Genomic DNA, 20,981 nt, shown 5'->3' with positions numbered 1-20,981 from the left:
ACCTATGTCGCATTGGTAATCGGGCAGTCATGTTCGTATAATTCTTCGCCATAAACGACTCTGAACCGATTGCCTAACCACGGCTCGACTCTACTAGCCACAGCACTACCAAGGAATCAACGATGAACTTCGATAATATCCCTGCCGGAAAGGATCTCCCCAACGACGTTTACGTGGTGATCGAAATTCCAGCCAACCACGATCCGATCAAATACGAAATTGATAAAGACATGGGCGCGCTACTCGTTGACCGCTTTATGGCCACCCCTATGTTCTACCCCGCCAACTACGGTTTTATTCCGCATACCCTAGCCGACGATGGCGATGCACTTGACGCATTGGTAGTTACCCCGCACCCAGTTCAACCTGGCAGCATTATCCGCGCGCGCCCGGTAGGCATTCTGAACATGACCGACGAAGCCGGTGAAGATGCCAAGTTGATCTGCGTGCCCCACGCCAAGCTAAGCTCGCTCTATGACGACGTCCAGGAAGTTACCGACCTGCCTGAGCTTCTGCGCCAGCAGATTGCTCACTTCTTCGAGAACTACAAAGATCTCGAGAAAGGCAAATGGGTAAAAGTAGAGTCTTGGGAAGGCGCAGACGCTGCACGCAAGGCGATTGAGAAATCCGTTATCGCCTATCAAAAAGCGTAACAGTCTCCTTGCGGTGTATGTTTCTGCCGCCAATGGGATAAGAGGCCGCCTTAAGGGCGGTCTTTTTATGTGGGCAGGATTAAGGCACTGTTAGGAGCCGCGTCACGTCACCGCAGCGTATACGCCAGGGGTTCAAGGTTGCGGTATGCTATTCGCCTTTCATTGCGATGCCATTGATTAAGGACGCACCGTGTTATCTCTTAAACGTCTGAGCCTGTTTACATTATTGATTTTCTTTCTTGGCTTGCTTCCGCTAAGTGCAAACGCCCAATGGTTTTCATCATCTAGCAACCAAGACGAATTTTTGCCGGTTATGGAAGCCTTTCAGCCGACCGCTTGGCATGATGGCGATACGCTCTATATCGGCATGGATATCGCAGATGAATACTATCTATATCGCCACCAGTTTGCGCTAGTCAGCCAAACGCAGGATGTTAGCCTCGGCGATCCCATCATCCCTCAAGGCATCTTTACCAACGATGAGTTTGTGGGCGATGTGTATGTGTTTCGCGACCAGGTAGTGTTACAAGCACCGTTGGCAGCCCCCTACTCTGGCCCGCTGAATATTGCATTGACCTTTCAAGGCTGCGCAGATGCCGGGCTCTGCTACCCTCCAGAGCAAATAACGCTAGAGGCCAGCGAAACCCAACCCCCCAGCCAGTTTTCCAATTGGCAAGCCGATAATACGGCCTCCGGCCCGGCAGCCAACACGTCGTCCGCTAACACCTCAGAACAGGGCGATTTCGCCGCGCCGCAAAGCGAAGACAGCCGCTTTAGCGCTTTGATCAGCGATGCCAGCCTACCGCTGGCGCTGGGGCTGTTTTTCATTGCCGGCCTGGGGCTTACCTTTACCCCCTGTGTGCTGCCGATGATCCCGATTTTGTCATCGATTGTGGTAGGCCAGAACCCCACTCGCCCGCGCGCCTTCGCCCTTTCGTTAAGCTATGTATTCGGTATGGCGCTGACCTACGCCCTTGTCGGGGTGTTAATGGGGTTGTTTGGTGCCGGGCTTAATCTTCAGGCGCGTCTGCAGTCGGCACCGGTATTGATTACCTTTGCAGTGCTTTTCACGCTCTTTGCGCTGGCCATGTTTGGGGCATTCAACCTTAACCTATCGCCCCGCTTTGCCAACCGTGTTGACGCTTGGCAGGCCCGTGCTCAGCGCAGCGGCCCGGCGGGGCTAGCGCTGGCTGGCGCCCTCTCTGTATTGGTGGTGTCGCCCTGTGTAACGGCGCCCTTGGCCGGCGCGCTGGTGTTTATCTCGTCAACAGGGGATGCCGCAATGGGTGGCGCGGTGCTGTTTGCGCTGGGCATGGGCATGGGCGTGCCGCTTCTTTTGGTCGGCACCTTTGGCGCTACGCTGCTGCCCCGCTCCGGCGCCTGGATGAACGGTGTAAAAATTGCCTTTGGTCTTTTGCTGCTGGGCGTCGCCATATGGATGATCGAGCGTTTAGTGGCCGCACCCATTGCGCTGCTGCTTTGGGCGGCCCTTGCTATCGGCACGGCGCTCGCGCTTGGGGCGCTGAATTTCAATCAGCCGCAGGGGTGGCCGCGGGCACGCCAAACGTTGGGGCTTATGCTGCTTGCTTGGGGGATAGTGCTGGTGATTGGTGCCTCTCAAGGTGGCAGCAACCCCCTGCGTCCCCTTGCGGCAACTTCGAGTATTTCTGGTGAGACTCAGGTAGAAGCACTCGACTTCATCGAGGTAAACAGCTTAACCGAGCTTGAAGCGGCCATCGCCCAAGCTGAAGGCGCCAACCAGCCGGTCTTTGTGCACTTTACCGCCGACTGGTGTATTTCATGCAAGCTTCTGGAGCGGGATGTTTACCCCGACCCGCAGGTTTCCGCAGCACTTAATGATTACACCTTAATCGCCGCCGATGTCACGCAAACTGACCCACAAAGTCGTGAGTTGCTGAATCAATTCAACCTCTTCGGTCCACCCAGCCTGCTGTTTTTCAGCCAGGGAGAGGAGATTCGTGAGGCACGCATTCAAGGCGAAGTGACCGCCGACCAGTTGCGTGAACATCTAGAATCAGTCAGCCAGTGGCTAGCCAATAGCTAAGCTCAAACCCCAGGCGGCCTACTCTCTGAGACACTTAAGCCGCTTTCTGACGCGAACATCGTCAAACGGCCGTTTAATTCTTCGCTGCTTGCTGGTTTAGACGTTGGCTTAGGCTGTTGCTGGACATCCTGGCACTTTTTCGGCAAACTCCGCTCCCATATTAGCTAAAAACTTGCTTTTTTAACGGTGAGAACGGGGTAACGTTCGCTAACATGCAGCGTTCTCTTCATTTTTAAATTTGGTTTACTGCGCAACGTACGCGCCATAAAGGGCTCTCTGCACTTAGGTGGTAGCGCTTTATGACTACTTTTTATGACATTGATGGGGCTATGCCATGGATATCCGCAAAGTTAAGAAACTGATTGAACTGCTCGAAGAGTCCAATATTAGCGAGATTGAAATTCAGGAAGGCGAAGAGTCAGTTCGTATCAGCCGCCACCCCAATGGCGCCTCATGGCAGCCACAACCGATGCCGCAATATGCACAGCATCCTGGCTATGCACCAGCCGCTCCCGCAGCGGGCGCTCCCTCGTCAGCACCGGCTGCAGAAGCAGAGCCTCAGGGTACAAGCTACCGTGGCGAAGCGGTCAACTCTCCCATGGTAGGCACCTTCTACCGCAGCCCTGCGCCGGGCGCCAAGTCGTTTGTAGAAGTCGGCGATAGCGTTAAGCAAGGCGACACCATATGCATCATTGAAGCCATGAAAATGATGAACCAGATTGAAGCTGACCGTGACGGTGTAGTGGAAGCCATCCTGGTGGAAGATGGCGAGCCAGTAGAATTCGATCAACCCATGATCGTTATCGCTTAATCTTTCATTTTCAACACGGGTGGACTCTCCCATGCTGGACAAGGTACTTATCGCCAACCGCGGCGAGATTGCCCTCCGTATCCTACGGGCCTGTAAAGAACTGGGCATTAAAACCGTAGCGGTACACTCCAAAGCTGATCGTGAACTGATGCACGTTCGCCTGGCGGATGAAGCCGTGTGTATTGGCCCGGCTTCGTCAGCGCAGTCTTACTTAAATATCCCGGCCCTGATTAGCGCGGCCGAAGTCACCGACTCAACCGCTATTCACCCTGGCTACGGCTTTTTGTCTGAAAATGCCAACTTTGCCGAACAGGTTGAGCGCTCGGGTTTTACCTTTATTGGTCCCCGCGCTGAGACGATTCGCCTAATGGGCGACAAAGTCAGCGCCATCCAGTCGATGAAGGAAGCAGGCGTTCCCACGGTACCAGGCTCTGACGGCCCCTTGGGTGATGACGACGCAACTAATCTCGCCACCGCGCGACGCATTGGTTACCCGGTCATCATCAAAGCAGCCTCTGGCGGCGGTGGTCGCGGCATGCGCGTGGTGCACACCGAAGGCCATCTGCTTTCGGCCATTACTGTTACCCGCACTGAAGCCCATGCTGCCTTTGGTGATGGCACGGTCTACATGGAAAAATTCCTTGAGAAGCCGCGCCACGTCGAAGTGCAGGTGCTAGCCGACGGTCAGGGTAATGCGATTCATCTTTATGACCGCGACTGCTCACTGCAACGTCGTCACCAAAAAGTGCTCGAAGAAGCCCCCGCGCCAGGCCTCGACCCAGACGCCCGAGCCCAGGTGCTTGAAGCGTGCCGCCAGGCATGTATCAAGATCAACTACCGCGGTGCAGGCACCTTTGAATTCTTGTACGAAGACGGTGAATACTTCTTCATCGAGATGAATACCCGCGTTCAGGTTGAGCACCCAGTGACCGAAATGGTCACCGGCGTGGACATTGTCAAAGAGCAGCTACGCATTGCCTCGGGTCTGCCGCTGTCGATTCGCCAGGAAGATGTCCAGCTCAACGGCCACTCTTTTGAGTGCCGGATTAACGCCGAAGACTCGCGCACCTTTATGCCTTCGCCCGGCAAGGTAACGCTGTTTCACGCACCGGGTGGTTTGGGCGTTCGTATGGACTCTCACCTGTACACCGGCTACACCGTACCTCCGCACTATGACTCCCTGATCGGCAAGCTGATCACCTGGGGAGCGGATCGCGAAATAGCCCTCACTCGGATGCGCAATGCCCTCGACGAGCTGCTGGTGGAAGGCATTAAAACCAATATCGACCTGCAAAAGGATTTGGTTCGCGACAGCTATTTCCGTCAAGGCGGTGTCAACATTCACTACCTGGAAAAGAAACTCAGCAGTTAACGTTTTCCAGCGCTATGCTTGATGCCCAACGGGGTGGCCATGTCCACCCCGTTTTTGTCTTTACTGTATTTGCCTTTAATTCGCCCCGCGGAGACTCTCCATGCCCTGGCTTCAACTCAAAGCCCACGTCGCTCCCGAACAGGCAGAGTTCCTCGAAGAACTGCTGCTTGAAGAAGGTGCGACGGCCATTGGCCTTCAGGACGCCCACGATGATCCGGTATTTGAGCCTGAGCGTGGCACCACACCACTGTGGGAAGATACCATCCTCACCGGCCTGTACGATGACCTGGAGGGCGTCGAGAGCATGCTGGAGCGTATTGAGGCCGCTTGGTCTGAACATATGCCTGGCGAACCCTGCCCTACAATAGAGTATGAACTGCTCGCCGACCGGGATTGGGAGCGGGAGTGGATGGATGACTTCACGCCGCTGCGTATGGGCCAACGCCTCTGGATTGTGCCTAGCTGGCACGAGCCACCTCAAGCCGACGCCGTAAACCTGATTCTCGACCCCGGCCTTGCCTTTGGTACCGGTACGCACCCGACCACAGCACTGTGCCTTGAGTGGCTGGATGGGCTGGCCGTAGCCGGTCACTTAGCCCAGCAAACCGTCCTTGATGTGGGCTGCGGCTCGGGCATTCTCGCTATCGCCGCGCTCAAGCTAGGCGCTAGTCACGCCGACGCCACCGATATTGACCCTCAGGCGCTGCAGGCCAGCCGCGATAACGCCGAGCGGAACGGTATTGCCGAATCGGATTTAAACCTCTACTACCCAGAGCAGCTAACCGACGGCGGCGTCTACCCTATTGTGACCGCGAATATTTTAGCGGGCCCACTGATTGAACTCGCGCCAATGATTGCCGGCCACGTGGCTTCTGGTGGTCGCATTGCGCTATCGGGGATTTTGGCAAACCAGGCAGATGATGTTTACGAGGCGTATGTGGCCCAGGGGCTCACTATGGAGGAGCCGGTGATTCGCGAAGGCTGGGTGCGGCTTAATGGCGTACGGCCGCGTTAAAGCGGCAATTGGCCTTCACCCCACCACCGAGTAGGCGTATCATACGCCCCCTTGAAACGCCTACTCGCCGTTAGCCCTGCTCACAGCTTAGAACCAACAAAGTCCGCTGCCATGACGTTAACCACTCTACCTGCCAGCATTGGCCCGTTTGCATTACCTAATCGCGTAATGCTGGCACCCATGGCTGGCGTCACTGACCGGCCTTTTCGCCAGCTATGTCGGCGACTTGGGGCAGGCTGGGTAGTGGGTGAAATGGTCACTTCAGACCCTAGTTTGTGGCATACTCGCAAATCGCAGCTGCGTATGGATCACCGCGGTGAACCCGACCCGCGTGTAGTGCAAATTGCCGGAGGCGACGCTGAAATGCTCGCCCAAGCGGCGCGCTTGAATGCCGATCTGGGCGCCCAGATTATCGATATCAATATGGGCTGCCCGGCTAAAAAAGTCTGTAACAAAGCGGCAGGGTCGGCGCTCCTTCGTGACGAAGCCCTGGTGGCCGAAATTCTCGATGCAGTAGTGGCAGCGGTTGATATACCCGTAACGCTGAAAATCCGCACGGGCTGGTGTGCCGAATCCAATAACGCCCTGCGCATTGCCAGGCTCGCCGAGTCAGCCGGCATTCAATCGTTAGCGATACATGGCCGTCATCGCCAGCAGCGCTATACTGGTCAGGCAGAGTACGACACGATTGCTGAGATCAAATCTCACCTAGCGATACCCGTGATTGCCAACGGCGACATAACAAGCCCGGAAAAAGCCGCCGAGGTACTTGCTTATACCGGCGCTGATGCCGTGATGGTGGGCCGTGCTGCGCAGGGCAACCCATGGATCTTTCAACAGATCAGCCACTACCTCCAGCATGGAGAGCGGATGGCACTGCCAAGCCTTGCGGAACGCCACCAGGTGCTTCACGGGCACGTTGAAGCGCTGCATGAGTTTTATGGCACCACCATGGGTGTACGTATCGCGCGCAAACATGTGGGCTGGTACCTCAGCGATGACCAACGCTTTACGCCGCCCCAACAGCGCGCGCTTAAGCAGCAGTTCAATGCGTTAGCGTCACCTGAAACGCAATTTGATTGGATCAACGACGCGATGGCCCCCGGCGCCGCCTCGCGTTTGCTAGCCAAAGGAAGCCATGCTGCATGACCGAACGCGATCTTCTATCTAGCGACACATACGCAAGCGATAGCTATTCCAGCGATGTCGGCTCTAGCGATAGCTACTCCCATTTAGCAGGCACGCTAGCGGACCCTGCGGCTAACTCACCGCCGCAGCCGCTTCGGGAGGCAGTGGAAACGGCCATACGCCGCTACTTTGAGCATTTAGACGGCAGTCAGGCTACCGATCTATACGCCATGGTGATGGCCGAAGTAGAGGCGCCTTTACTTGCCTGCGTCTTGGAGCACACCGACGGCAATCAGACCCGGGCCGCTGATGCGCTAGGGTTAAACCGTGGCACCCTGCGCAAAAAACTCAAGTTATACGGACTTATCGAAGGTGACGCCCCATAACCTGGGGCGTTGTTGTTTTTAATTCTCGTCTCTGCACACGAGCACTCTAATGGCTGATAACTCTCTCATGGCTGATAATTCTTCCCTGACTGGCAGCAACGCTACCCCCGTCCGCCGCGCCCTTCTGAGCGTTTCTGATAAAACCGGTATTGTGGAATTTGCCCGCGGCCTCACCGAACACGGCGTTGAACTCCTCTCTACTGGCGGCACCTTCCGCCTGCTGCAAGAAAATGCCATTGCCGTGAAAGAAGTGTCTGAACACACCGGCTTCCCCGAAATTATGGATGGTCGCGTTAAAACGCTACACCCAAAAATTCACGGGGGCATCTTGGCTCGTCGCGGCCAGGATGATGCAGTCATGGCTGAGAATGACATTACGCCGATCGACATGGTGGTGGTCAATCTCTACCCCTTCGCCGCCACTGTCGCCAAGCCCGACTGCACGCTAGAAGATGCCATCGAGAATATCGATATCGGCGGCCCCACCATGGTTCGCGCTTGCGCCAAAAATCATGCTTACACCACCATCGTGGTCAATAGCAGTGACTACGCGCGCGTGCTGGGTGAACTAGCGGCTCAAGATGGTCAGGTCAGTAGCGCTACACGCTTTGATTTAGCGGTTAAAGCGTTTGAGCACACCGCTGGCTACGACGGCGCGATTGCCGACTACCTAGGCCGTAAAGTCAATGCCGCTGATGAAGCGTTCCCACGCACCTTTAACCTGCAGCTCGATAAAAAGCAGGATATGCGTTACGGCGAAAACCCTCACCAGCAGGCAGCCTTCTACGTTGACCCCCAGGCAAGCGAACCTAGCGTTGCCACAGCAAAAATGCTCCAGGGAAAACCACTCTCGTATAATAATGTGGCCGATACCGACGCCGCTTTTGAGTGCGTTAAGGCTTTTAACGAGACGGCCTGCGTGATCGTTAAGCACGCCAATCCATGCGGCGTCGCCATTGGCGCCACCGCCCTAGCCGCTTACGACAAAGCCTTTGCCACCGACCCCACCAGCGCGTTTGGCGGCATTATCGCCTTCAATACGCCGCTGGATGCGGAAACCGCCCAGGCGATTATTGACCGCCAGTTTGTCGAGGTGATTATTGCCCCGGGCGTCAGCGATGAAGCGGCCGTCATTGTGGCGAATAAGCAAAACGTGCGCTTGCTGGACGTCAGCGCCCACTGGCCCGGCGAGCAACAGCCTGCGCTGGACTTTAAGCGCGTCAATGGCGGCTTGTTGGTACAAGAGCGTGACGACGGAATGGTCGCCCGCGATGACTTGACCGTGGTCAGCCAGCGCGCGCCCAGCGAGCAGGAGCTGCGTGACCTTGCCTTTGCCTGGCGGGTAGCCAAATTCGTAAAGTCCAATGCCATTGTGTACGCCAAAGAGGGCCAAACAGTGGGTGTTGGCGCGGGTCAAATGAGCCGGGTTTACTCCGCCAAGATCGCCGGTATTAAAGCCGCTGACGAAGGTCTCTCGGTTCCCGGTTCAGTGATGGCATCTGATGCCTTCTTCCCGTTCCGCGATGGCATTGATGCTGCCGCAGCGGCAGGCATTACCGCGGTCATTCAGCCCGGAGGCTCCATGCGCGATCAGGAAGTGATCGACGCGGCCAATGAAGCAGGCATTGCTATGGTGTTCACCGGTATGCGCCACTTCCGCCACTAAGCCATCAATGAGCTGATTAGAAACACAAAGCCCCTTAGGCGCTCTTTTGACAGGAGCATACCTAAGGGGCTTTTTAATAGTAGCAATCAGTACTGATAAACCAATACCCAGTGTCTGGCCAGTATCAAGTTCTAGCCAAGATCAATACACAGATACTTGGTTTCCAAGTACTCTTCCAAGCCCTGATGCCCACCTTCGCGACCCAGTCCAGAGGCTTTTACACCCCCAAAAGGCGCGGCAGCGTTGGAAATGGCGCCAGTATTAATACCCACCATACCGTACTCTAACGCCTCGGCGACACGCCATACGCGAGCAAGGTCACGGGAGTAGAAATAGGAAGCCAAGCCATACTGGGTATCATTGGCCATCTCGATAGCGGTCTCTTCATCGTCAAACGGGAAGACAGCGGCTAGCGGGCCAAAGGTCTCTTCGTGAGCCACTTTCATCTTGTCAGTCGCAAAACTGATCAGCGTCGGCGTGAAGAAATTGCCGCCCAGCGGATGCGGATGACCGCCAAGAAGCAGCTCAGCGCCATTATCAATGGCGTCCTGCACATGCTCGCTGACTTTTTTAACGGCGTTATTATCGATTAACGGGCCGATATTGATATTGGGTTTGGTGCCATCACCCACATGCAGTTCGCTGTTCATGGCGACCGCTAGCTTTTCACAAAAGGCGTTAATCACACTGGACTGCACCAGGAAGCGATTAGTGCAGACACAGGTTTGCCCGGCGTTGCGGAATTTAGCGGCCATGGCGCCTTCCACGGCGGCGTCTAAATCGGCATCCTCAAAGACGATAAAGGGCGCATTACCACCTAACTCTAGCGAGATTTTCTGGATATGCTCCGCCGCCTGGGCCATCAGCTTGCGACCCACTTCAGTAGAACCAGTGAAGGTAATCTTGCGCACTTTGGGCGATTGGGTCATCGCCTGGGCAATATCGCTAGCGCTACCTGGCACTACGTTAAAGACACCGCGTGGGATGCCCGCCCGTTCAGCCAACAGCGCCAAGGCCGTAGCGGAAAAGGGTGTTTGGCTTGCGGGCTTAACCACTATCGTGCAGCCAGCGGCCAATGCCGCCCCGGCCTTACGGGTAATCATCGCCGCTGGGAAATTCCAGGGTGTAATCGCACCCACAACACCGACGGGTTGCTTGGTAACGACGATGCGTTGATTGGCGTTAGCCGCGGGAATCGTTTCGCCATAAACACGCCGCGCCTCTTCGGCAAACCAGCGCAAAAAGCTGGCCGCGTAAGCAATTTCACCCGCGGCCTCTTTTAGTGGTTTGCCCTGCTCATAGGTCATCAGCATGGCCAAATCTTGCTGGTGCTCAAGCATTAGATCGTGCCACTTCATCAGCAAGTCTGCGCGCTCTTGGGCAGTTAGCGCCCGCCAGGCCGGTAGCGCAGCATCCGCAGCATCAATCGCCCGCTCGGTCTCGGCTTTACCCAAGCGAGGAATATCGCCAATTGCTTCTCCGGTTGCCGGGTTTAATACCGTAATCTGCTCGCCACTATCTGCCGCGACCCAACTGCCGTCAATATAAGCAAAGGGGCAATACAGCTGTGTTTCTTTAAGCGCTTCCATGACAGGCTCCTGACCAAAAATGATGGCCTTGTAGGCTCATTAACGTCTTCATGCTAAGACGAAACACCCCTTTAAACCAAATCTGCGGCGTGCTTTACCGACCAATAACCTTCGATAAATTCAGCTAATGAGCATTAAAAACTCTTGCCGAGTCGCTTGATTCTTACGGAATGCACCCAGCATTACCGACGACGTCATGCTGGAGTTTTGTTTCTCCACGCCACGCATCATCATGCAGAGATGTCGCGCCTCAATTACCACCGCAACGCCCTTTGCCTGGGTAACGTCCTGCACTGCCTCTGCGATCTGGCGGGTTAGGTTTTCCTGAATCTGCATTCGACGGGCAAACATGTCGACGATCCGGGCAAACTTGGACAGTCCTAACACTTTGCCATTGGGCAAATAGGCAATATGGCACTTGCCGATAAATGGCAGCAGGTGGTGCTCGCACATTGAGTAGAGCTCAATGTCTTTTACCAGCACCATCTCATCCGTTTGCGACTCAAATACCGCGCCATTAATTATCTCGTCCAATGACTGAGTGTAGCCCGCATTGAGAAACTGCATGGCCTTGGCCGCACGTTTAGGCGTATCTCTTAGCCCTTCACGGCTGGGGTCTTCGCCAAGAGCTGAGATTATCTGGCGGTAGTGCTCAGCGATATCATCGGACATTTGTAGCCTCATCAATAACTATCTAAAAAACCATCTCAAAACCATACGCAATTGCATCCAGGCGGTCACCCAGTTCATTACCCCTTTTGCGCATGAAAAAGTAACATCATTTTTAGAGCGACGTTAAACAGCGTCTCTCCTCCACAAGCATTATACAAAAGGTATACTTTTAAAAAATCCTGCACAACGACTATTAAGCAAAAGAAACATTTTACCGCATCTAGGCTGCCTGTGACCCGTTTACCTGCGTCAGAGCGCCGCGTCGTTCACTTTTCAACCCAGGGGCCTGTGATATGATTAATTGGTTCTATTTTACTGCCTTTATCGCAGGCGCCAACATTGAGAGCTCGCCATGTCATTTAAGCCAACGCCTTTTTGGTTAACCGCCCTTGCGGTCCCCTTTTTTGCTACGCCGCTATTGGCTATTGCTGAAGAAGCCACGCTTTCACTGCCTAATGAAGCCACCGTCGGCGTAGAAGTCGTTGAAGAGCTAGCGTTTGAGTCAAACCAAGCGCGCCTTAACGATATTTTGCTGCACCCTACTCAAGCAGCCGGCGCCTCGCACTCCTTACCGGAATACTGCGTCATTGTAGGCAGTGCGCAAATGGTTGATGAGCGCATTCGCGTCACCACCCAAGAGGCGACCTGTATTGAAACAAACGACGCTGACAGCGATATTTTCACTGGCGAATTTAGTGCCAGCGCTTATGGCGAAGATGGCCAATACGGCATCGCCTGCGAAGGCATCCCGTGCACGCTCTCCCCTGGCCAGCCGTTCCTTCTGACCCTTGATCAACCCGTTGAAATTGTTGAGCAGGATAATCCCTCTGCAGAGCTTAACGAACAGCGTCGCCAAGCAGACGGAGAAGGCATCGCCAACCCGGTGCCTCGCGAAGAAGCCGTGCCCGATTGACCTTGATCTACTATCGCTATAACAGGTCAGTGGTTACCTGTAACGCTCATTACGCCAGCCAGCGTGGATTCTCTAACTGGAGGCACTGCTGCTCTAATTGGCGGATATGCTGGTCCCAATAGCCGCTATCCGCCAGCCAGGGAAACGCCCTAGGAAAAGCGGGGTCGTCCCAACGCGATACCAGCCACGCTGAGTGCCTGATCAGCCGATAACTTCTAAGCGGCTCAATCAGCGCCATTTGGTCGGTGGGAAATGGGCCTGTCTGTTCATACCCTTCGATAATTTCACTTAACTGCGATCGCCACCCCTGCGGGTCGTCGGTCGGCAGTAGCATCCATATATCCTGCATGGCGGGTGCCATGGTGCAGTCGTCAAAATCGACCAGCGTAAACTGCTCGTCACGCCCCAGCACATTACCCAAATGGCAATCGCCATGGCAGCGAATGATGCTGCTGGCGGGCACATTGTGTTTTGTAAGCTGTTGGTACACCTTTTCGATCACACGGTCATAGGCCCGGCGCTGATGAGGGCTCATCCAATGGCTGGCCAACACGCGCTGCTGAGCATCCAGAATACCGCTCGCCATTTCTAAACGCGGGCGGTGATGAAAGGCTTTTTTAGCTGATACCTGGTGCAACCGCCCCAGCAACTCCCCCATGGCAAACAGATGTGATGGGTTATCCAGCTCCGGCGCCTGGCCGGGGCAGTGCGGAAACAGCGTAAACCGAAAGGCCTTAAAGTAGTGCAAAGACGTACCCGCCTTATCACGCCAAGGCGCAACGACCGGTACCTGTTGATCTACCAGCTCCTGCAGAAAATCGTGCTCCTCCTGAATCGCACTATCTGACCAGCGGCCAGGCCGATAAAACTTAACGATCCAGTTTTTGCCATCGTCATCACGAAATAGCAGCACACGGTTTTCATAGCTATTTAGCGCAAAAGGCTCGCCCGCAGGCCAAATATCCAGCGATTCAACTGCAGACATCACTAAATCAGGCGAAAGAGAGCTAAACGGGTGTGACATAGGCCACTCCTGGGTTGGCTATTGCAGATTAGTGCCTAGTCTATCAATCCTTACCTAACGGTGTCCGCGCGGCCGCCCAAATATCGACACGCCTGGCGCCTGCATCCAGCGCGGCACGTGCCAATGCGTGGCCTGTAGAGCCCGTAGTGACCACGTCATCCACAATGACGACATGCGCCGGTAGCGGCGATTCAATTACAAAGGCGCCCGCTAGGTTGGCAGCCCGTTGACGACGGTTTAACGTGCGCTGCGAGGGGGAATCCTTTACTCGTTTGGCAGTCACTACTGGCACCCCCAGCTGGCGGCTGAGCCTTTCGGCCAACCAGTGTGATTGGTTAAACCCACGTGCACGAGCATGCTTAGCGGTCATAGGCACTGACAAGAGTGCGTCACTCTGGGTCACCGGCGGAGTTAACAACATTAGTTCAGCCAATAGCGTGCCCGCCCGCGGAGAAGCTTGAAATTTAAAATCATGCACCAGCTGTTTGATTGGCTCTTGATACAGCAGCCCCGCCTGGGTGGTCGAAAATGCCGGCGGTTCAATTAAGCAGTGACCACACAAGCTAGCACCAGGGGAAACAGGCTCAGCGCATTGGCGGCAGGGCTGTAGGTTCCACGGCAGCTCAACTAAACAGGTTGCGCACCACCCGCGCCCCGCCGATGCTGGTGCCAAACAAAATGCACAGTAGCCAGGCAGGGCCTGTTTGATAAATTGACCACAACGCTCTAGCCACCCCTTTAATGTCATACCCTCTCCCGGCTGCTATATGCATTAATATCAAATCATTGATTGACTTCTACCACAAAGTTGATAATATACGCCTCGTCTTAGCGGATGTGGTGGAATTGGTAGACACGCTAGATTTAGGTTCTAGTGCCGTAAGGTGTGGGAGTTCGAGTCTCCCCATCCGCACCAATTACTTTTTAGTTTCAAATATTTAGCACAACCCCTTTTCTCTCAAATAGTAGTTTCCAAATAACTGTGTTCGACGCTATCCCGATGGCTTTTTGATAAGCATTTTGCACAAAACGTTTACATTTACTTTGAAAGACACCCAATGGCTCAATGCCATTTTTTTGTGTGTCTGCTATTTACCTAATACTACCTCTATCGAAGCCCGATTTGGCTGACTTGCCCCCGCTTTTCCGCTAGTCTCTATTGTTAAATAATTCTACATAATCTCCCTCAATGGCTATCACCAAAAGTCCGCTTCAGGGATCATCGCCAATAAAGATGAGAAGGATCTCACATAATGGAATGGCTCAACGATAACGCTCAAGCAATTTCGGCCGTAGCGAGCATATGCACGCTCTTTGTGTGGGTATTTTATGCCCAGCTGCTCTATAACGGCTATGTGCGTCAGCGTCGCCCTCGCGTGATAATTAATCGCGGCAGGGGTACAGGTGTGGATGCTATCTGCTTAATCAGCAATATGAGCAGTGAAGCCATCTATGTTCAGCACCTAGTCGCGGTACTGCATACCCAGCATCGCAGTTACTCCCTGGACGTGGTGGAGTACCAGCAATACAGGGGCGAGCAAGAACAAGAAGCCAGCTATCGGACTCATCAAGGCCCGCTAGCTTCCGGGGATTACCTCAACATTCAGTCGTTTGGCGACATTGTGAATCAAGTGAAAGAGTATTGGGAAATCGAAGATAACCTGCTGCAAGAGCAGAATATCCAGCTTGAAATTCGCGTTATCGCCATTTATGGATCCGAGGATATGCCCACGGGTGCTTCTCGAGCCTTTAACCTCGACCTAAACGCATCACCCAATCACCAGCTTATTCCCGCGAGCGTCGATACAGATCGACTCAATAGTCGCGGCCAACGAAAGCGTGTACTGGAGTGGGCAAAAGAGATCGAAACTCACAAAGCGCGCTGAATCTACCCTATTGCTAAGCGGCAACGCGCCCCATTACCGAGACTACCGACGATGCATAAACTGTTCACCCTCTGCTGGCTTGGCATACTTACTACGCTATCGACTAACGTGTATGCCGAAGAGGAAGATAGTGACTTACCCGAGTGGGCGGAAGAGCGCATAGAGCCGTTTCGCGAAAGCGTAGGTAACTGGGTGGATAACACCTCGCGCAATATCGATGGATTCTTTGGCACCGACGACCATATGCAGGTCAACAACGAGTCCTACCTACGTCTAGGCCAGGAAATTGACTGGATGGAGGGCGAAGGCACACGTGGCGACACATCACTTCGCTATCGTATTGATCTACCCACTTCAGAAGACCGTCTGCGGCTGATAATCGAGAGTGACCCGGAAGAGTCCCAAGGCACCCTAGAAGAGCAAGGCTCTGGACGCCTTGCCAATGACCAGCGTGATCGGCGAAGTTCTACGCTAGGCCTGAATTGGTTAGAGAGTCGCGATAAACGCGTCAACTGGAGCAATCGAGTAGGTGCCGGTGTTCGTCTGCGCCTCCCTCTTGACCCTTACGTGCGCTTTACCAGCGAGCGCCTGTGGCAGCTGGGTGAAGGGCCGTGGCAGCTTGAGTCGAATAACCGCGTCTCATGGTTCAACAATGAAGGTTACTCAGCGCGCACACGTTGGGATGTCGGTCGGCCGTTGAGTGACAGCCGTCACTTGCGCTTTATCACTACCGTTCAGTGGCGCGAGGAAGAAGATAAACTGGAGTACAGTGAAATTGCCGAACTCAATCACCGCATTAACCGGCGCAGCGCACTGCGCTACTCGGCGATAGCCATCGGTGAAAGCGCCTCCAACCCTCGCATGACCAATTACTATCTGCAAACCCGCTACCGCCGCGATATTCATAAAGGTATTTTATTCGCCGATGTGATTCCGGAGTTGCACTTCCAGCGAGAGGTTAGCTACGACCCACGCTGGGCGATGACGCTGCGACTTGAGATGTACTTTCAGCGCACGATTAGCCGTGACTACTTTTAACGCGCCTAATCTACACACGCAACGTAGGCGGCCATACAGGGCCGCCCATCTATATAGCAAGTCTATTTAATACCAAGGCAACAAGCTACAGCCGCAAGCCGCCATCGCACTCAATGATGCGCCCAGTGAAGTAGTCGTTCTCCATGATAAAGGCGACGCTTTGGGCAATATGATCGGGCTCGCCCAAACGCTTTAACGGCACGCTTGACGAGATACGCTCCAACATATCAGGGCGCATCGCAGCGGTCATTTCGGTTGCTATAAACCCAGGCGCCACGGTGCCGGTACGAATCCCATAGCGGGCCAACTCCTGGCTCCAAGTAACCGTCAACGCGTGCACGCCCGCTTTTGCAGCAGCGTAGTTGCTTTGCCCCATATTGCCTGCCCGGGAAATGCTGGAGATATTGACGATCACGCCTTCATGCCCGGCTTCAATCATTTGAGTGGCGGCTTCACGACCACATAGGAAAACGCCGGTTAAATTGACATTAATAACTTTCTGCCAGGCGTCTAAGGACATGCGTTTTTCCACTTGGCCCTCTTTGGCCTTTACCAGCAGCGCATCCTGGGTAATACCCGCATTATTGACACAGCCGCTGACCGGCCCCATCCGCTGCGCGATATCCGCAAACGCCTGAGTCACGGAGGCTTCTTCGGCGACGTTCACCACAAACGCCTGGGCATCGACGCCTTCAGCAGAAAGTTGCGACACTGCCTGATCAAGCGCTTCAGCGCTCATGTCCAATAGCGCCATGCGCGCGCCTTGCTTGCCCAAACGCAGCGCCATGGCATAGCCCAGCCCACGCGCCCCACCCGTGACTGCAATTACTTTATCGTTAAGTTTCATTCGTGGCTCCCTACGACAGATTAAATCGGTTTCATTGTGCATTGCAGCATAGAAGAAGTTTAAAAATAAATCGAGCTACATCACCGCTGGGATACGCCATGTTAGCTGCTTGCTATTTATATTTATGTCACCATATTACGCAATTACGACTGTTATCGAGTCGCTTTTTCTGGAGTTAGCCATGCCTATTCTTATTTTTATATCGCTCTTTACCTTACTTGATTTTGTGGTTCTATTTTCGATTGGCAGCCAGATCGGCCTACTCACGAGCCTACTCTTAGTGCTCGGCACAGGCTTTGTCGGGCTACACTTGATTCGCAAAGAGGGTGTGTCGACCTTCGCGCGGGCGCGCCAGCGTATGCAGGCCGGTGAAATACCCTCCAGCGAGCTATTAACTGGCGCTGCACTTATCTTCGGCGGCGCCTTACTAATGGCCCCAGGCTTTTTGTCCGATGCACTAGGCCTGGCATGCTTGATCCCCAGCGCGCGGCAACTGATGTTCAAAGCACTTACTTGGCTGGGGCTTAAAAAAATTGCCGGTCAACAACAAGGCCCCAGCGCTTCATCAGCTCGGCCCAATGAATATCAAAACAGCCAATCTTCGCAACAGGATGGCCCGATTGAGGGGGATTTTATTAGTCGAGATGAGCCCCCACGCCGTCGTTAAGGTTTCCTTCGTAAGAAAAGCCGCTGAAAAGCATTTTTTTATTACTCGCCCCCTTGAAAGGACATCCGCAGCCCCCATTTTTCACCCAGCACACAAATTCGGTAGCAATCTAAACGGTAGCTGCCATTTACAAGGAAGATCGTGAGGTCTTCACTTCTCGCGGGTTACTCCCTCGAGAACACTTTCAAGCGAACCGCCCTTATAAGGGCTTCAACCATACTCAGGAGAACGTGAATGAATATCCGTCCTTTGCACGATCGTGTCATCGTCCGTCGCGTTGAAGAAGAGCAGAAAACTGCAGGCGGCATCGTGCTTCCGGGCAATGCAGCAGAAAAGCCGACGCGTGGCGAAATTCTTGCTGTCGGTAATGGCCGCATTCTGGAAAATGGCGATGTCCGTCCGCTAGACGTTAAGGTTGGCGATAACGTGATCTTTAAAGATGGCTATGGCGTCGAGAAGCAAAAAATCGACGGCGAAGAAGTCTTGATCATGAGCGAAGCCGATATTCTTGCCGTTGTTGAAGGCTAATAATCGCTGTTGCTCACAATTTTTAGTGAGCGCCTCGAATCATTACTTTCACGTTTTTGCATTCAATTTAGGAAGTAGCAGATATGTCAGCTAAACAAGTTAAGTTCTCAGATGATGCCCGCAAGCGTATGGCCCGTGGCGTTGACGTTCTCGCCAACGCGGTAAAAGTTACCCTCGGCCCGAAAGGCCGCAACGTGGTACTGGAGAAATCCTTCGGCTCCCCCACCGTCACTAAAGACGGTGTTTCTGTCGCCAAAGAGATCGAACTGAAAGACAAGTTCGAAAACATGGGCGCCCAGATGGTTAAAGAAGTCGCTTCACAGACTTCTGACGCTGCAGGTGACGGTACTACTACCGCTACCGTTCTGGCCCAGGCGATTATCGCTGAAGGCCTGAAAGGCGTGACAGCGGGCATGAACCCGATGGATCTTAAGCGCGGTATCGACCAAGCAGTTAACGCTGCCGTCAAAGAAATCAAAGCAATGTCCGTCCCCTGCACCGACACCAAGTCGATTGCTCAGGTAGGCACAATCTCTGCTAATGGCGACAAGCGCATCGGTGAAATCATTGCCGAAGCGATGGAAAAAGTCGGTAAAGAAGGCGTCATCACTGTCGATGAAGGCCGTGGCTTTGAAGACGAGCTGGAAGTTGTTGAAGGTATGCAGTTTGATCGCGGCTACCTGTCTCCTTACTTCGTTACCAACCAGGACACCATGACGGTTGAACTGGAAGATCCTTACATCCTGTTAGTGGATAAAAAGATCTCCAACATCCGTGAGCTGCTGCCGGTTCTCGAAGCGGTTGCTAAACAAGGCAAGCCGCTAGCCATCATCGCTGAAGATATCGAAGGCGAAGCACTGGCAACGCTGGTTGTTAACAACATGCGCGGCATCGTTAAAGTAGCTGCTGCTAAAGCACCTGGTTTCGGTGACCGTCGTAAATCCATGCTGCAGGATATCGCTATCCTGACCAACGGCACGGTCATCTCTGAAGAAGTAGGCCTGACGCTTGAGCAAGCGAACCTGGACCACCTGGGTACCGCTAAGCGTATGACCATGTCTAAAGAGAACACCACCATCATCGATGGCGCTGGTGCAGAAGGCGATATCGAAGCACGCGTTAATCAGATCCGCGCGCAAATCGAAGACACCTCTTCTGACTACGACAAAGAGAAGTTGCAAGAGCGCGTTGCCAAACTGGCAGGCGGTGTTGCCGTTATTCGCGTCGGTGCTGCCACCGAAGTGGAAATGAAAGAGAAGAAAGCCCGCGTTGAAGACGCTCTGCACTCTACCCGTGCAGCCGTTGAAGAAGGCGTCGTACCTGGTGGCGGTACCGCACTGGTTCGCGTTATGGCGAAAGTACAAGGTCTGACCGGCGACAACGAAGACCAGAACCACGGTATCAACATGGCGCTACGCGCTATGCAGTCACCGCTGCGTCAAATCGTTGCTAACGCTGGTGAAGAGCCTGCCGTTGTTATCAACCGTGTGAAAGATGAAACCGGCAACTTCGGCTACAACGCACAGACCGGCGAGTACGGCGATCTGTTCGAAATGGGCGTTCTGGATCCGGCAAAAGTAACCCGTACTGCGCTGCAGTCTGCTGGTTCTGTTGCTGGTCTGATGATCACCACTGAGTGCATGATCGCGGAAGACCCGGAAGAGAAAGACTCAGCCCCCGATATGGGTGGCATGGGCGGAATGGGTGGCATGGGCGGCATGATGTAATGCACCCCTGAGCCCTCTGCTCAAGACTGCTAGCTGTTAAAGCAGTCACCAACAACCCCGCTCCGTGCGGGGTTGTTGCGTTTTGAAAGGTCACTAGATTCATTGCAACCTAATAGCTGCTTGCCCCATCGGGTAAAGCGAACGTGGTACTATCAGCGCGGATTTTTATAAGGCTATAGGGCAAAACCAGCGCATGTTGCAGCATATTCGTATCGTACTCGTTCAGACTTTCCACCCGGGCAATATCGGCGCGGCTGCGCGGGCCATGAAAACCATGGGCTTAACCGAGCTGGTGCTGGTTAATCCACGTCTGTTTCCCGATGAAGAGGCGACTCGGCTAGCGGCGGGCGCCACTGATGTTCTAGAAAGTGCTCGTGTAGTGAACTCGCTGGAAGAAGCCGTTAACGATTGCGTTCAGGTCGTCGGTGCCAGCGCGCGCTTACGCAGCCTGCCCTTGCCCCACTTTGACGAACCCGATGAGATGGCCGCAGACGTTATTCAGAACGCACAAACGGCGCCGGTGGCACTGGTGTTTGGGCGCGAACGTTCGGGGCTGACTAACGATGAAATTCGCTGCTGCACGCACCAGGTTAGCATTCCCGCCAACCCTGATTACGGCATTCTAAATTTATCCCAGGCGGTACAGATACTAGCTTATGAAGTACATCGTGCCTGGCGTAAAGGTGAGGATAGCGGCTTTGCTTATCAGCGACCGCTGGAGGCAACGCCGCCCAGCCGCGAACAGTTCTTACACTTTCAGGCGCATCTGGGCCGCTTAATGCAGGAGAGCGGCTTTTTAACCCAGCCACATGCCCGCACTGAAGAGCAGCTTCAAGCCCTCTTCGCCCGCGCCCAACCCAGCCGCAAAGAGCTCTCGCTTCTGCGAGGGCTATTAAGCGCGCTTGAAAGCCATCTGCCGAAACAGTGAAGTATTTTGAATAGCGATAAAAAAGGGACAACAGCGTTATCCCTTTTTAGTTTGAAGATCGAGTTG

20 protein-coding genes and 1 tRNA gene are annotated in these 20,981 nt (G+C 54.1%); 16 read left to right on the top strand and 5 right to left on the bottom strand.

Translation table 11 applies throughout. The features are described 5' to 3' along the window. Positions 1–122 precede the first annotated feature (122 nt). The 8 genes from ppa (at position 123) to purH (ending at position 9,096) form a co-directional block, all read left to right on the top strand. Entirely contained in the window at positions 123–653 is a 531-nt protein-coding gene (ppa, locus tag QEN58_RS08440) for an inorganic diphosphatase (protein WP_280106658.1), read from the top strand. Positions 654–843: 190 nt separating this feature from the next. Continuing rightward, positions 844–2,718 carry a protein-disulfide reductase DsbD gene (gene dsbD / locus QEN58_RS08435; RefSeq protein ID WP_280106657.1) on the top strand — a complete coding sequence of 625 codons (1,875 nt, stop codon included), beginning with the start codon at positions 844–846 and terminating at the stop codon, positions 2,716–2,718. Between the two features lie 334 nt (positions 2,719–3,052). Further along, entirely contained in the window at positions 3,053–3,529 is a 477-nt protein-coding gene (accB, locus tag QEN58_RS08430) for an acetyl-CoA carboxylase biotin carboxyl carrier protein (protein WP_280106656.1), read from the top strand. Between the two features lie 31 nt (positions 3,530–3,560). Then, positions 3,561–4,901 (top strand): acetyl-CoA carboxylase biotin carboxylase subunit, encoded by a 1,341-nt coding sequence (accC, locus tag QEN58_RS08425; RefSeq protein ID WP_035579006.1) that lies wholly within the window; start codon positions 3,561–3,563, stop codon positions 4,899–4,901. A 100-nt stretch (positions 4,902–5,001) separates the two neighbouring features. Then, the gene (prmA, locus tag QEN58_RS08420; protein ID WP_280106655.1) at positions 5,002–5,916 is read left to right on the top strand and encodes a 50S ribosomal protein L11 methyltransferase; all 915 of its coding nucleotides are present in this window, start codon (positions 5,002–5,004) and stop codon (positions 5,914–5,916) included. A gap of 111 nt (positions 5,917–6,027) precedes the next feature. Continuing rightward, positions 6,028–7,065: a tRNA dihydrouridine synthase DusB gene (dusB, locus tag QEN58_RS08415; RefSeq protein WP_280106654.1), complete on the top strand. Its 1,038-nt coding sequence runs from the start codon at positions 6,028–6,030 to the stop codon at positions 7,063–7,065. Beyond that, positions 7,062–7,430, top strand: a complete 369-nt coding sequence (gene fis, locus QEN58_RS08410; protein WP_071693098.1) for a DNA-binding transcriptional regulator Fis — start codon at positions 7,062–7,064, stop codon at positions 7,428–7,430. The genes dusB and fis overlap by 4 nt, the downstream gene beginning before the upstream one ends. Positions 7,431–7,479: 49 nt before the next feature. Then, positions 7,480–9,096 carry a bifunctional phosphoribosylaminoimidazolecarboxamide formyltransferase/IMP cyclohydrolase gene (gene purH, locus QEN58_RS08405; protein ID WP_280106653.1) on the top strand — a complete coding sequence of 539 codons (1,617 nt, stop codon included), beginning with the start codon at positions 7,480–7,482 and terminating at the stop codon, positions 9,094–9,096. A gap of 131 nt (positions 9,097–9,227) precedes the next feature. Here purH and QEN58_RS08400 read toward each other — a convergent pair whose 3' ends face one another. Together QEN58_RS08400 and folE are read right to left on the bottom strand one after the other, a co-directional pair. Beyond that, positions 9,228–10,685, bottom strand: coding sequence for an NAD-dependent succinate-semialdehyde dehydrogenase (locus tag QEN58_RS08400; protein WP_280106652.1), 1,458 nt, complete (start codon positions 10,683–10,685; stop codon positions 9,228–9,230). Between the two features lie 120 nt (positions 10,686–10,805). After that, on the bottom strand, positions 10,806–11,357 hold the full coding sequence (folE, locus tag QEN58_RS08395) for a GTP cyclohydrolase I FolE (RefSeq protein ID WP_280106651.1): 552 nt from the start codon (positions 11,355–11,357) through the stop codon (positions 10,806–10,808). A gap of 352 nt (positions 11,358–11,709) precedes the next feature. Here folE and QEN58_RS08390 point away from each other — a divergent pair, with 352 nt between their 5' ends. Beyond that, the gene (locus QEN58_RS08390) at positions 11,710–12,270 is read left to right on the top strand and encodes a TraB/TrbI/VirB10 family type IV secretion system protein (RefSeq protein WP_280106650.1); all 561 of its coding nucleotides are present in this window, start codon (positions 11,710–11,712) and stop codon (positions 12,268–12,270) included. A 49-nt stretch (positions 12,271–12,319) separates the two neighbouring features. Here QEN58_RS08390 and QEN58_RS08385 read toward each other — a convergent pair whose 3' ends face one another. Together QEN58_RS08385 and QEN58_RS08380 are read right to left on the bottom strand one after the other, a co-directional pair. Next, entirely contained in the window at positions 12,320–13,294 is a 975-nt protein-coding gene (locus QEN58_RS08385) for a serine/threonine protein kinase (protein WP_280106649.1), read from the bottom strand. 43 nt (positions 13,295–13,337) lie between these two features. After that, the gene (locus QEN58_RS08380; protein ID WP_280106648.1) at positions 13,338–14,042 is read right to left on the bottom strand and encodes a ComF family protein; all 705 of its coding nucleotides are present in this window, start codon (positions 14,040–14,042) and stop codon (positions 13,338–13,340) included. An 83-nt stretch (positions 14,043–14,125) separates the two neighbouring features. Between QEN58_RS08380 and QEN58_RS08375 the strand changes: the two genes are divergently transcribed. The 3 genes from QEN58_RS08375 (at position 14,126) to QEN58_RS08365 (ending at position 16,218) form a co-directional block, all read left to right on the top strand. Beyond that, positions 14,126–14,210, top strand: a tRNA-Leu gene (locus QEN58_RS08375). Between the two features lie 337 nt (positions 14,211–14,547). Next, a complete protein-coding gene (locus QEN58_RS08370) occupies positions 14,548–15,180 on the top strand; it encodes a hypothetical protein (RefSeq protein ID WP_280106647.1) in 633 nt (210 codons plus the stop codon). 51 nt (positions 15,181–15,231) lie between these two features. Continuing rightward, on the top strand, positions 15,232–16,218 hold the full coding sequence (locus tag QEN58_RS08365) for a hypothetical protein (protein ID WP_280106646.1): 987 nt from the start codon (positions 15,232–15,234) through the stop codon (positions 16,216–16,218). Between the two features lie 85 nt (positions 16,219–16,303). Here the strand turns inward: QEN58_RS08365 and QEN58_RS08360 are convergent, their stop codons facing one another. Beyond that, positions 16,304–17,065, bottom strand: coding sequence for an SDR family oxidoreductase (locus QEN58_RS08360; RefSeq protein WP_280106645.1), 762 nt, complete (start codon positions 17,063–17,065; stop codon positions 16,304–16,306). 181 nt (positions 17,066–17,246) lie between these two features. Here QEN58_RS08360 and QEN58_RS08355 point away from each other — a divergent pair, with 181 nt between their 5' ends. The 4 genes from QEN58_RS08355 to QEN58_RS08340 all read left to right on the top strand — a co-directional run bounded on the left by QEN58_RS08355 (position 17,247) and on the right by QEN58_RS08340 (position 20,915). Beyond that, positions 17,247–17,732, top strand: coding sequence for an FxsA family protein (locus tag QEN58_RS08355; RefSeq protein ID WP_280106644.1), 486 nt, complete (start codon positions 17,247–17,249; stop codon positions 17,730–17,732). 234 nt (positions 17,733–17,966) lie between these two features. Continuing rightward, positions 17,967–18,260: a co-chaperone GroES gene (locus QEN58_RS08350; RefSeq protein ID WP_027959273.1), complete on the top strand. Its 294-nt coding sequence runs from the start codon at positions 17,967–17,969 to the stop codon at positions 18,258–18,260. A gap of 83 nt (positions 18,261–18,343) precedes the next feature. Further along, positions 18,344–19,987, top strand: coding sequence for a chaperonin GroEL (groL, locus tag QEN58_RS08345; protein WP_035578979.1), 1,644 nt, complete (start codon positions 18,344–18,346; stop codon positions 19,985–19,987). 193 nt (positions 19,988–20,180) lie between these two features. After that, positions 20,181–20,915: an RNA methyltransferase gene (locus tag QEN58_RS08340; RefSeq protein WP_280106643.1), complete on the top strand. Its 735-nt coding sequence runs from the start codon at positions 20,181–20,183 to the stop codon at positions 20,913–20,915. The last annotated feature ends 66 nt before the right edge of the window (positions 20,916–20,981 follow it).

It is taken from the genome of Halomonas alkaliantarctica (assembly GCF_029854215.1).
Classification (GTDB): Bacteria; Pseudomonadota; Gammaproteobacteria; order Pseudomonadales; family Halomonadaceae; genus Vreelandella; species Vreelandella alkaliantarctica_A.
This window is presented reverse-complemented; position numbering and strand designations above follow the sequence as displayed.

Excerpts from the sequence above, each read along its gene's own strand:
- ppa (WP_280106658.1), top strand. The coding sequence starts at position 123 with ATGAACTTCGATAATATCCCTGCCGGAAAGGATCTCCCCAACGACGTT.
- accB (WP_280106656.1), top strand. The coding sequence starts at position 3,053 with ATGGATATCCGCAAAGTTAAGAAACTGATTGAACTGCTCGAAGAGTCC.
- accC (WP_035579006.1), top strand. The coding sequence starts at position 3,561 with ATGCTGGACAAGGTACTTATCGCCAACCGCGGCGAGATTGCCCTCCGT.
- prmA (WP_280106655.1), top strand. The coding sequence starts at position 5,002 with ATGCCCTGGCTTCAACTCAAAGCCCACGTCGCTCCCGAACAGGCAGAG.
- dusB (WP_280106654.1), top strand. The coding sequence starts at position 6,028 with ATGACGTTAACCACTCTACCTGCCAGCATTGGCCCGTTTGCATTACCT.
- fis (WP_071693098.1), top strand. The coding sequence starts at position 7,062 with ATGACCGAACGCGATCTTCTATCTAGCGACACATACGCAAGCGATAGC.
- purH (WP_280106653.1), top strand. The coding sequence starts at position 7,480 with ATGGCTGATAACTCTCTCATGGCTGATAATTCTTCCCTGACTGGCAGC.
- QEN58_RS08400 (WP_280106652.1), bottom strand. The coding sequence starts at position 10,685 with ATGGAAGCGCTTAAAGAAACACAGCTGTATTGCCCCTTTGCTTATATT.
- folE (WP_280106651.1), bottom strand. The coding sequence starts at position 11,357 with ATGTCCGATGATATCGCTGAGCACTACCGCCAGATAATCTCAGCTCTT.
- QEN58_RS08390 (WP_280106650.1), top strand. The coding sequence starts at position 11,710 with ATGTCATTTAAGCCAACGCCTTTTTGGTTAACCGCCCTTGCGGTCCCC.
- QEN58_RS08385 (WP_280106649.1), bottom strand. The coding sequence starts at position 13,294 with ATGTCACACCCGTTTAGCTCTCTTTCGCCTGATTTAGTGATGTCTGCA.
- QEN58_RS08380 (WP_280106648.1), bottom strand. The coding sequence starts at position 14,042 with ATGACATTAAAGGGGTGGCTAGAGCGTTGTGGTCAATTTATCAAACAG.
- QEN58_RS08370 (WP_280106647.1), top strand. The coding sequence starts at position 14,548 with ATGGAATGGCTCAACGATAACGCTCAAGCAATTTCGGCCGTAGCGAGC.
- QEN58_RS08365 (WP_280106646.1), top strand. The coding sequence starts at position 15,232 with ATGCATAAACTGTTCACCCTCTGCTGGCTTGGCATACTTACTACGCTA.
- QEN58_RS08360 (WP_280106645.1), bottom strand. The coding sequence starts at position 17,065 with ATGAAACTTAACGATAAAGTAATTGCAGTCACGGGTGGGGCGCGTGGG.
- QEN58_RS08355 (WP_280106644.1), top strand. The coding sequence starts at position 17,247 with ATGCCTATTCTTATTTTTATATCGCTCTTTACCTTACTTGATTTTGTG.
- QEN58_RS08350 (WP_027959273.1), top strand. The coding sequence starts at position 17,967 with ATGAATATCCGTCCTTTGCACGATCGTGTCATCGTCCGTCGCGTTGAA.
- groL (WP_035578979.1), top strand. The coding sequence starts at position 18,344 with ATGTCAGCTAAACAAGTTAAGTTCTCAGATGATGCCCGCAAGCGTATG.
- QEN58_RS08340 (WP_280106643.1), top strand. The coding sequence starts at position 20,181 with ATGTTGCAGCATATTCGTATCGTACTCGTTCAGACTTTCCACCCGGGC.